Annotated in this window: 12 protein-coding genes; all 12 read right to left on the bottom strand. The window is 29.8% G+C overall.

All coding sequences use genetic code 11. The annotated features are described in order from the left end of the window. Nucleotides 1-145 precede the first annotated feature (145 nt). The gene (tsaB, locus tag Q0662_RS11375; protein WP_298949850.1) at nt 146-832 is read right to left on the bottom strand and encodes a tRNA (adenosine(37)-N6)-threonylcarbamoyltransferase complex dimerization subunit type 1 TsaB; all 687 of its coding nucleotides are present in this window, start codon (nt 830-832) and stop codon (nt 146-148) included. Between the two features lie 92 nt (nt 833-924). Continuing rightward, nucleotides 925-2,256, bottom strand: a complete 1,332-nt coding sequence (locus Q0662_RS11370; RefSeq protein ID WP_298949847.1) for a TolC family protein — start codon at nt 2,254-2,256, stop codon at nt 925-927. A gap of 183 nt (nt 2,257-2,439) precedes the next feature. Next, nucleotides 2,440-2,661 (bottom strand): hypothetical protein, encoded by a 222-nt coding sequence (locus tag Q0662_RS11365; protein WP_298949845.1) that lies wholly within the window; start codon nt 2,659-2,661, stop codon nt 2,440-2,442. Next, entirely contained in the window at nt 2,654-3,217 is a 564-nt protein-coding gene (locus Q0662_RS11360; RefSeq protein ID WP_298949842.1) for a DUF420 domain-containing protein, read from the bottom strand. Before Q0662_RS11360 ends, Q0662_RS11365 begins: the two co-directional genes overlap by 8 nt. Continuing rightward, nucleotides 3,210-3,857, bottom strand: coding sequence for an SCO family protein (locus tag Q0662_RS11355; protein WP_298949839.1), 648 nt, complete (start codon nt 3,855-3,857; stop codon nt 3,210-3,212). Before Q0662_RS11355 ends, Q0662_RS11360 begins: the two co-directional genes overlap by 8 nt. 6 nt (nt 3,858-3,863) lie before the next feature. After that, nucleotides 3,864-4,517 carry a hypothetical protein gene (locus tag Q0662_RS11350; RefSeq protein WP_298949836.1) on the bottom strand — a complete coding sequence of 218 codons (654 nt, stop codon included), beginning with the start codon at nt 4,515-4,517 and terminating at the stop codon, nt 3,864-3,866. An 81-nt stretch (nt 4,518-4,598) separates the two neighbouring features. Beyond that, complete coding sequence (locus Q0662_RS11345; RefSeq protein ID WP_298949834.1) at nt 4,599-4,937, bottom strand: cytochrome C oxidase subunit IV family protein; 339 nt, start codon at nt 4,935-4,937, stop codon at nt 4,599-4,601. 79 nt (nt 4,938-5,016) lie between these two features. After that, nucleotides 5,017-5,997, bottom strand: coding sequence for a cytochrome c oxidase subunit 3 (locus tag Q0662_RS11340; protein ID WP_298949832.1), 981 nt, complete (start codon nt 5,995-5,997; stop codon nt 5,017-5,019). Nucleotides 5,998-6,054: 57 nt separating this feature from the next. Further along, nucleotides 6,055-6,639 (bottom strand): cytochrome c oxidase subunit 3, encoded by a 585-nt coding sequence (locus Q0662_RS11335; RefSeq protein ID WP_298949830.1) that lies wholly within the window; start codon nt 6,637-6,639, stop codon nt 6,055-6,057. A 10-nt stretch (nt 6,640-6,649) separates the two neighbouring features. Further along, a complete protein-coding gene (gene cyoE / locus Q0662_RS11330; protein ID WP_298949828.1) occupies nt 6,650-7,552 on the bottom strand; it encodes a heme o synthase in 903 nt (300 codons plus the stop codon). A gap of 530 nt (nt 7,553-8,082) precedes the next feature. Next, nucleotides 8,083-8,655 (bottom strand): acyltransferase, encoded by a 573-nt coding sequence (locus Q0662_RS11325; RefSeq protein WP_298949827.1) that lies wholly within the window; start codon nt 8,653-8,655, stop codon nt 8,083-8,085. A gap of 2 nt (nt 8,656-8,657) precedes the next feature. Beyond that, nucleotides 8,658-9,407: a deoxyribose-phosphate aldolase gene (gene deoC, locus Q0662_RS11320; RefSeq protein WP_298949825.1), complete on the bottom strand. Its 750-nt coding sequence runs from the start codon at nt 9,405-9,407 to the stop codon at nt 8,658-8,660. Between the last annotated feature and the right edge of the window lie 64 nt (nt 9,408-9,471).

The raw sequence follows: 9,471 nt of genomic DNA, 5'->3' as shown, positions 1-9,471 counted from the left end.
TTCTAAACGGCTTAAAAAAATAGTTTGAACGTATAAATTAAACCTAAAAAAAGGTCAACCTATTTCAGTATAATACACAAGGAAAGAGTAATTCAATAACCACTCAATTTACAGAATCTCAAAAAAAGGAAATAAAATATACAGTTTAAAAAACAGGTTTTTTCTTTTTTTCTGGCACAACCACAAAGTCTTTTAAATAAAAGGGTTCAAAATAAGCGACATCTTCAAAGTCGCTTTTATTGTACTTAAAAAAAGACAACTGTGCCATTTCTTTGGCAGATGGAAATTTATCGTCTATAAAAACAGCATTTTTATGAGTAATTATAGGTTTGCATTTTGGAGCGCCATCACCTAAAAAATAAACTTTGTGATCTTTTAAATATTCTAAAAATGAAGTATCTTCTATGATTTCTGCTTTTGTATCTCTAACTTTCTGGTTTTGGTGATTAAAAACAGCTGCATATACCTCCATTCTTCTTGCATCTAAAAGAGGTACCATAAAACCACGCTCTATAGTTATTGCATGAGATAAAGAAGTTAATGTATCAATAGAAATTAACGGCTTGTTTAAGGCAAAACAAAGCCCTTTTGCAGCAGAAACTCCAATTCTTAAGCCTGTATAAGAACCGGGGCCTTTACTTACGGCTATGGCGTCTATTGAAGTTGAATCTATATTGGCTTCATTTAAAATATTATTTATAAAAGGATGTAAAACTTCTGCATGAGAGTAATTGCCATTATTCAATTCCTGAATTGCGATAATAGCTCCGTTTTCTGAGATACTTACAGAACAGTTTTTTGTAGCGGTTTCTATGTTTAAAATAATTGCCAAAATATAATTTTTTACAAAGATACTATTTCCCAAAAAAGAAAGAGGCTGTCTAAACTTCATTAAAACAGCCTCTTTATTTATAAATGCTTTTTTTAGTCGAATACCAACTCACCAGAATAAAACTGTAATACTTTTGTTTTAAATACATAATCGTACTTAGAACGTATCATTGCAGCCTCTGCATTTACTAAGCGTGTTCTTACCAAGTCAAAATCAAACAACGTCATGGCTCCATAATTGTAACGTTCTTGTGCATTTTTAAAAGCCTCATTTTGTGCTTCTAAAGATATTTTTGCAGCTTCATAGGTTTTTAAAGCGGTTTTAACATCTAAAAAAGCTTGTTCTATAGTTTGTTTTAATTGTAACTTTTGGTTTTCTAATCTAGTTTCTGAAACCTCTTTATTAATGTAAGACTGTGCAACTCTGTTTTTTGTTTGAAAACGATTAAAGATGGGGATGCTAAGATTAAAACCAAAACCATAACCAAAATTATCTTCTAACTGAGAACCAAAATCTGGATTACTAGCGCCATTTGGTAAGTTTAAATTAAAACCATAATTGGTAGATAAACCTGCAGATGCTGTTAAAGTTGGGTAAAAACTACTTTTTGCAATTTCTATATTAAAATCTGAATTTTCTATATCTAACTTTGCTCTCGCAATTTGTGGCATAGAGGTTAAAGATTTTTGATAAACCACAGAAGAGTTTGTATACAATAAGTTTGCAGAAGGCTTAGCAACTTCAATAGGAGCTACATCAAAATTTTCTGCGGGTTCTTGTAATAATTGTGCTAAATTTAACAAAGCTAATTCTAATGCATTTTCTTGCGCTACCACATTTTGCAAGTCGTTTGCTGCTGTAGATTGGAAATTTAATAAATCTCCTTTTGCAATGGCACCTGCTTTAAACCTGGCATCTGCTGCTTCTATTTGCTTTTTACTAATTTCTGCTTGTATTTTGGCTACTTCTAGGTTTTCTTTTGCAAATAATACGTTTAAATAGGTATTTAAAACTCTTAAAGAAATATCGTTTTCTATTTGTTTTAAATCGTACAAACTTGTTTCTACACCCAACTGTGCTTGTTTGTATGTGTTTGTATTTCTAAAACCGTTAAAAAGGGTAATACCAGAACTCAAATTCATAGATCCTCCGAAAAAACTAGTGTTTACCCTATCTTGAGATACAGGGTCAAAACCAGTACCAAAGTTAAAGTTACCACCTGTGTTACCATTTAAATTTGGTAAGAAATTCCCTTTTGTAATGGCTACATTTTTTTTTGCTAATTCTAAACTTAACTTGTTCTGCTGTATAGTAATGTTCTTTTTTAAAGCTTCATCTACACATTCTTTAAGCGTCCATTGTTTTTGAGAATAAGTAGCAATTGATGTAATAAATGCTACAAATAAAAGAAGTTTGGTTTTCAAAATATTTAATTTTTATATTGTTTTGGTTGATGTTTTTTACTGTTATATCAACAAAAGAAAATTACTTAGCACTATAAAAACAGCTCATTTTTAATCAAAAAAATGAAGACTTTTACCTTTGTTCGTTTTTATAAGACGACCAAAACTAAAATTTGTTACAGTCTTTTTGAGCTTATTGGAATGTTAATTTTTAACTTTCTTATTATATCTGTAAATTGAATAGAACAAAACGCCAATTAATAAATAAGGAAATACCATTAAATACGTAATACCATTATTAACTCCTTCTGCCATAGAAACATCTCCATTTTCTAATACTGCCTTGCACATGGCACATTGAGAAAAAGTAGTCTTTGAAGAAAATACTATAAAAAATAAACCTAAAATTAGTTTCTTTTTAAGCATAATAAGGAGAAATCATTATATAAACTACAACACCTGTTACAGCTACATACAACCATATTGGAAAAGTTTTTTTAGCTATTTTTTTATGTGCTGGAAACTTACCCAGTTTTGCTCTCATATAGGTTATTAAAACAAAAGGTATAACTATTACAGATAATATAATATGAGTAATCAATATAAAATAATACACATATTTAACAATCCCTTGCCCACCAAAGGTTGTTGAGTCTGAAGTCATATGGTAAGCTATGTACATTACTAAGAACAATAAAGAACAAGCAATAGCTGTTGTATTTAATTGTTCGTGTAATTTTCTATTTCCCTTTTTTATAGCCACAACTGCAGCAATTAATAAAACTGCTGTAAGACCATTTATTGTTGCATAAATAGGCGGTAAAAAAGTTAGTGGTTCTACATTAAAACCTAACTTTCTTAAATTTATACCAAACAAACCTGCAACTGCTAGTGGAATTACTATAGAAAGTGCTGTAATTATTTTTTTATATTTTTTTTCTTGCGCTAAAATTTGTTCTGAATTTTTCTCGGTTTTACTCATCTAATAAAATTTTTATGTCTTCTTTTAATTCTTTTATTTGATCTGGAAAACCTTGTTCTTCTAAGGCTCTGTAGTACATTATTGGATTGCCAAACTGGTCTCTTCTAGATCTTATGTAACCCTTTTTATCTACCAAAGCAAATAGGCCAGAATGCTCAAAACCACCATGTGCTTTATCACCTTTACCTGCGTACAATTTAAAACCTTTGTTAGACAATTCATAAACTACATCATCACTTTTACCTGTTAGTAAATGCCAGTTTTTATGGGTAATTGCGTTGTTTTTTGCATACTCTTTTAAGGCTTTTGGTGTGTCTATTTCTGGTGTTATAGAAACAGAAGCGATTCCAAAATTTGGATTGCCAAAAAAATCATCTTGAATGGTTAACATTTTCTGATTCATTATTGGACAAATAGTTGGACAGGTTGCAAAAAAAAACTCAACAACATATACTTTACCAAAATAAGTTTTGTTGCTTATTGTTTTACCTTCTTGATTTACAAATTCAAAATCTGGTACTTTATTAAATGTTACCAAATCATTAGAATTTTTAAAACGATCTACAACTTTTGGTATTGTGTAAATACCAAACAAAAGAATAATAAACGCAATACCTACGTAAGAATATTTTTTTTTCATTTAACGTTATATTTGTCTATCTGCATCATTCTTTTTTAATGCCAATCTATACTCTGCTAAGAGTACTTTAACATCATCTTTCATTTTATCTTTTAAAATAGCTACAGAATTCATATCATACCCAAAAAGCAAACCGTCTTTTTGGTCTTTATCATCTGTTCTACCTCTTAAATTTACTTCTTTGTCTACTATAAATGCTTTAGTTGCTTGTAAATTATGTAAGCTTTCATTAATATTAAAACTTTCGTATAATGCGATAATTTCTTCCTCTGAACTTGCTACAAACTTCCATTTTACCATGTTTGTAAATGCACCAACTTCTTTTTTGAGTTGTTGTACCTCTGCTTCTTTATCTTTAGGATAAATAGCAATTACTTGAAAGTTCTTAAACCCGTAAAAAGGTTTATATATTTTTTGATTTAAATTAAATACACCCCCTTTTATATTGCTGATATCATCACCTAAAAAACAAACTACAGAGATATTATTTTTAAATTGCACTTTTTTACTACTGTCTATTAAAGCGATATCTGTAATATTTTTGGTTACAATAGGTAATTTTGCAAAGTTATTAATACCTGAAGATAATACTAGGTAAAACAACAACGGAAAAATAAATAACAAGAATAGTACTATTCTTTTTTTACTAATAAATTTCATATTTATAAATGTATTTTAACCTATTTTTAACAAATTAAATCCAAAAAAAAAGGTGGTTAAAACCACCTTTTTAAATATATCTTACCAGTTTACAAGTGGTGATAATGTGTCGTATAAATAACCTCCTTCTATTAATAATAAGGTTACAAGGTAGATGATTAGAAAAACGGCTGACCAAACAATTGAGCGTCTAAACCATTTTTTTTCTCCTTCTAAATGCATAAACACCCATGCAATACCATATGCTTTTGCTAAAGTTAATATGATAAAAATCCAATTTAACCAGCTTGTACCTGGACCATGTAAGTGTAATGCTTCTGGTTTAATAATACCTAAGTAAACCTCTACTAAAGTTATTATAGAAAGAATACCGAAGACTATCCAGATTCTTTTTGTATTTGATTCTTGTGCGTGTGCCATTTTTACTGTTTTTTATTGATTCCTGGTTTTACAGGAAAGTCATTTTATAGGAAACCATGAAATTTCATGGGAATTTTTTTTATACTAAGTAGAAGAAGGTAAATACAAATACCCAAACTAAATCTACAAAGTGCCAATATAAACCAACCTTTTCTACCATTTCGTAATGGCCTCTTCTTTCGTAAGTACCTAAAATTACATTAAAAAATATAATAATATTAATTACAATACCAGAAAGTACGTGAAAACCGTGAAAACCTGTGATAAAGAAAAAGAAATCTGCAAAAATGGTATTACCATATTCGTTTACTTCTAAATTAGCACCTTCTACAACTAATTTTGCTTTGGCTAATTCTGCTGCTCCTTTTTCTCTAGAAAGAATTGTTTTTTGCTTTTTATCTAAATCGATTAACTCTGTTCTAACTTGTATTGCAGGATTTGCTTTGTAGGCATTAACCACTTGGTCTACAGAATATGTAGAAACAGTTTCTCCACTTTCCCACCAAAGTCCGTTTGTTCGATTATGTGTTTCTAAAGCATCTGTTCTATCTCCTGTAACAAAATCTGCTAGTGCTATTTGCTTACCGTCTTTTACAAATTGCAACACTTTACCATCTGTAGTCTTAACTGCCCCATAAGTTCCGTTGATAAAAGTATTCCATTCCCACGCTTGTGAGCCTACGAAAATAATACCACCAATAATGGTTGCAAACATATACCATGCTACTTTATTTTTTTTCATTTGATGACCAGCATCTACCGCCAATACCATTGTTACAGATGAAAAGATTAGGATAAAAGTCATAATTGCAACGTAAATCATTGGGTAATCTCCATGTACAAAAGGTACGTGTGTAAAAACCTCATCTGCAATAGGCCAAGAGTCTATAAACTTAAAACGTGTTAAACCGTAAGCCGCTAAAAAACCAGAAAAGGTTAATGCATCAGATAGAATAAAAAACCACATCATCATTTTACCATAGCTAGCGCCAAATGGTCTTGCACCACCTCCACCCCAGGTTTCTTTTTTGTCAGTTGGTACAGCAATATTTGCTTCCATAAAAATTTTCTATTAATTGAATATTAAAAATAGTTGTGCAAAATTAATCATTTTTCATCACCTAATAAAATAGAAAAAGAAAAATAGATAAATCCATAGTACATCTACAAAATGCCAAAAGATTGCACCAAGTTCAAACCCTAGTAAATCATTTGGTTTATACTTATATTTAAAATGATTATAAATAACAATAAAAAGTACAATTACCCCAGCAATAAGGTGTAAAACGTGCATTAACGTTATACCAATTATAAATGATGTTGATACTGTACTGCCTGGGCCTGTAAAATACAAGCCTGCATTTTTAAGTTCGTTAAAGCCTACATATTGTTGCCAAATAAAAGCAATTCCTAAAATTAAGGTTACAATTACCAATACTAAAGAAATTTGTCTTTTATCTTGTTTTAAAAATCTTTGCGATAAAATAAGTGTTATACTACTTAATACAATAAGTATAGTACTCATATAAAATGCATCTGGTAAATCAAAAGTTACCCAGTCATCTCTTTTCATACTAATTACATAGGCACTAGTTAAGCCTGCAAAAAACATTACCATACTTATCATAGAAACCCATAACATAGGTTTTGCAGATTTTTTTCTAGCAACTGTTAATTCTTGTTGTAATGTTTGTTCTTCCATCTTAATTTTTTTAATGTAAAAATTTATCTATTACATAAATAACTTGTACAACAGTTATGTATAATACACTAGACAGCATTAATTTTCTTGCGTCTATATTTTGTTCACTTTTATATAATTTTACCCCATAATACAACATTACTAGTCCTAAAAAAGCAACTATTATCGCTGTTGCTGGATAAATGTAAAAATCTCCAGACACTTTTAATGCTGGTGCTATTGAGACCAATATCATTATAATGGTATAAAATATAATTTGTTTGATAGCGCCTTTGTCTTTTTTGCCCATTGGCAACATGTTAAAGCCTGCTTTTTTATACTCTTCATATTGTAACCACCCAATAGCCCAAAAATGCGGAAATTGCCAAAAAAATTGAATCATAAATAAAAAACCTGCCTCAATACCAAAATTGTTGGTAGCTGCAACCCAACCTAACATAAAAGGGATTGCGCCTGGTATTGCACCAACAAAAACAGTTAATGGGGTTATTGCCTTTAATGGTGTATATACACTTGTGTATAAAAATATAGATATGGCACCAAACAATGCAGATTTTGGGTTGATACTATATAAAATTGAAATGCCTAAAATTGTAAATGTAATGGCAACAAAAAGGGCAGTATTTACAGACATTCTGCCTGTTGGTAGCGGTCTATTTTTTGTACGCTGCATTATAGCATCTGTATCTTTTTCTATAATTTGATTGAATGCGTTAGAAGCACCCACCATAAAAAAACCACCTAAGGCTAATAAAAAAAGAATAAAATAATTTATGGTTTCTACTGCCAAAAGATATCCTGCAATAGAAGAAAATACAACGCTTAAAGACAGACCAACTTTGGTAAGTTGTTTAAAATCTGAAATAATAGTTTGCATAGATGTTTTCTTGTCTGAAATAACTGTTGTATTCATTTTACCACAATTAGCTTGCAAAGATATTTGATAATTATGAATTTACCATAGCTTTAATGTGCTTTTGTTAGCATACTTTTTATAAAAACATTTAGATAGAACCAATTTTAACATTTTCTAAGTAGAAAGTGTATATAAATAAAAAACCCACTCAATTAATTGAGTGGGAAAATTGCTATGAAAAAGAAAAAGTGTGACACTTTAAAAGTATCACACTACAAATATAATCATATATTATGATATTTTATCTTAAAATCATTAAAATTTTAAATATATAAGTGTATTTTTAACAAATATGCCGATATAGTAACAAAAAACAACATGTTTTTTCCTTTTCAAAAAGTGATTTTAAATACTTCTGGCAAAAATATTCTATAAATAAAACCTGCAAAAAAGTTTTTTTGTTTTAAAATTAAACTTCTATGGCTATAATGTTTAAGCCATTACACACATCATAAACAGAGAGTGTCTTTTTTTTGCAAAAAAGAGTGATGGAAGTAATAAAATTGGAAACATATACTTTTAGTCTCCTATAGTTTTATAACTGTATTATTTTTTAGTTGATATTTTTGTTGGCTTTCTTTACAAGTTGCAATACCATTTTCGTTAAAATGTAATCTATGCCCATATTGGCTCACCCAACCAATTTGTTTCGATGGATTGCCGACCACCAAAGCATAAGGCAATACTTCTTTAGTAACAACTGCTCCAGCACCTACAAATGCATATTTTCCAATATTATTACCACAAACAATGGTTGCATTGGCACCAATACTTGCTCCTTTTTCGACAATAGTTTCTAAATATTGGTCTTGTCTTTTTATAGCACTACGTGGATTAATTACGTTCGTAAATACCATAGAAGGGCCTAAAAAAACATTGTCTTTACAAATAACGCCTGTATAAATAGAAACATTGTTTTGCACTTTTACATTTTTGCCCAAAGTTACTTTTGGAGATACCACCACGTTTTGCCCAATATTACAGCTTTCGCCAATTATGGCATGAGACATTATGTGACTAAAATGCCATATTTTAGTGTCTTTACCAATGGTGCAATCTGCGTCTATAACAGCAGTTTTGTGTGCAAAAAAGTCTTTCAAAATTAGTAATATATTGGGTTTGTATTGGGTTGTTTGCTAATTATTTTTTTTGATGATGATGTGCCAATTCTATCTACACCTAAGGCAATCATTTTTAAAGCAGTTTCGTAGTCTTTAACACCACCAGCAGCTTTTACTTGTAATGGTTTTACGTTTTTAGAAATTAGTTTAATGCGCTCTAAAGTAGCTCCATTTGGTAAATTATTAGCCGTTTTAAAAAAACCTGTAGACGATTTTACAAATACATTTTTTGCATTTTCTTCTCCAAAATTTTGTAAAACTATTCTTTTTATCAATTGTGAAATTACAATTATTTCTTTGTTTGTAAGTGCTGCAACTTCAATAATCCATTTTACAACTTTATTGTTTTTTAGACATAGTTTTGTGCCTTGGATCACTTCTTCTGTAATAAGCTTTACATTTCCTTTTTTAAAGGCTTGGTAATTTATTACAAAATCTAACTCGTCTGCCCCTAAATCTATTGCTTTTTGTGCTTCTTCTAATTTTTCTGATAATCTATAGGTGCCTTCATAAAAACCAATAACGGTACCAATTAATACATCGGATTTTGCATCTAATAACAGTTTTTTTACTGTTGGTATGTATTTAGCACGAATCATAACCAACTTATAATTATAAGTTATAGCTTCTTCTACAAGTGTTATTACGTTTTGTAAATTTTCTTGTTCAGAAATATGGGCTTGTACAGCTGTTTTTAAATAAGTTGCGTCTAAAAATTGACAAATTCTCATTTTACAAAAGTAACAAAATCTACTATGCAAGTAAAAAAAAGCCCAACCAAATGGTTGCGCTTTA

The sequence above is a fragment of the uncultured Polaribacter sp. genome (assembly GCF_947503855.1).
Classification (GTDB): domain Bacteria; phylum Bacteroidota; class Bacteroidia; order Flavobacteriales; family Flavobacteriaceae; genus Polaribacter.
Note: the sequence above shows the minus strand (reverse complement) of the source record. Positions and strands in the feature narration are given on the sequence as shown.

Excerpts from the sequence above, each read along its gene's own strand:
- Q0662_RS11365 (WP_298949845.1), bottom strand. The coding sequence starts at position 2,661 with ATGCTTAAAAAGAAACTAATTTTAGGTTTATTTTTTATAGTATTTTCT.
- Q0662_RS11360 (WP_298949842.1), bottom strand. The coding sequence starts at position 3,217 with ATGAGTAAAACCGAGAAAAATTCAGAACAAATTTTAGCGCAAGAAAAA.
- Q0662_RS11355 (WP_298949839.1), bottom strand. The coding sequence starts at position 3,857 with ATGAAAAAAAAATATTCTTACGTAGGTATTGCGTTTATTATTCTTTTG.
- Q0662_RS11350 (WP_298949836.1), bottom strand. The coding sequence starts at position 4,517 with ATGAAATTTATTAGTAAAAAAAGAATAGTACTATTCTTGTTATTTATT.
- Q0662_RS11345 (WP_298949834.1), bottom strand. The coding sequence starts at position 4,937 with ATGGCACACGCACAAGAATCAAATACAAAAAGAATCTGGATAGTCTTC.
- Q0662_RS11340 (WP_298949832.1), bottom strand. The coding sequence starts at position 5,997 with ATGGAAGCAAATATTGCTGTACCAACTGACAAAAAAGAAACCTGGGGT.
- Q0662_RS11335 (WP_298949830.1), bottom strand. The coding sequence starts at position 6,639 with ATGGAAGAACAAACATTACAACAAGAATTAACAGTTGCTAGAAAAAAA.
- cyoE (WP_298949828.1), bottom strand. The coding sequence starts at position 7,552 with ATGAATACAACAGTTATTTCAGACAAGAAAACATCTATGCAAACTATT.
- deoC (WP_298949825.1), bottom strand. The coding sequence starts at position 9,407 with ATGAGAATTTGTCAATTTTTAGACGCAACTTATTTAAAAACAGCTGTA.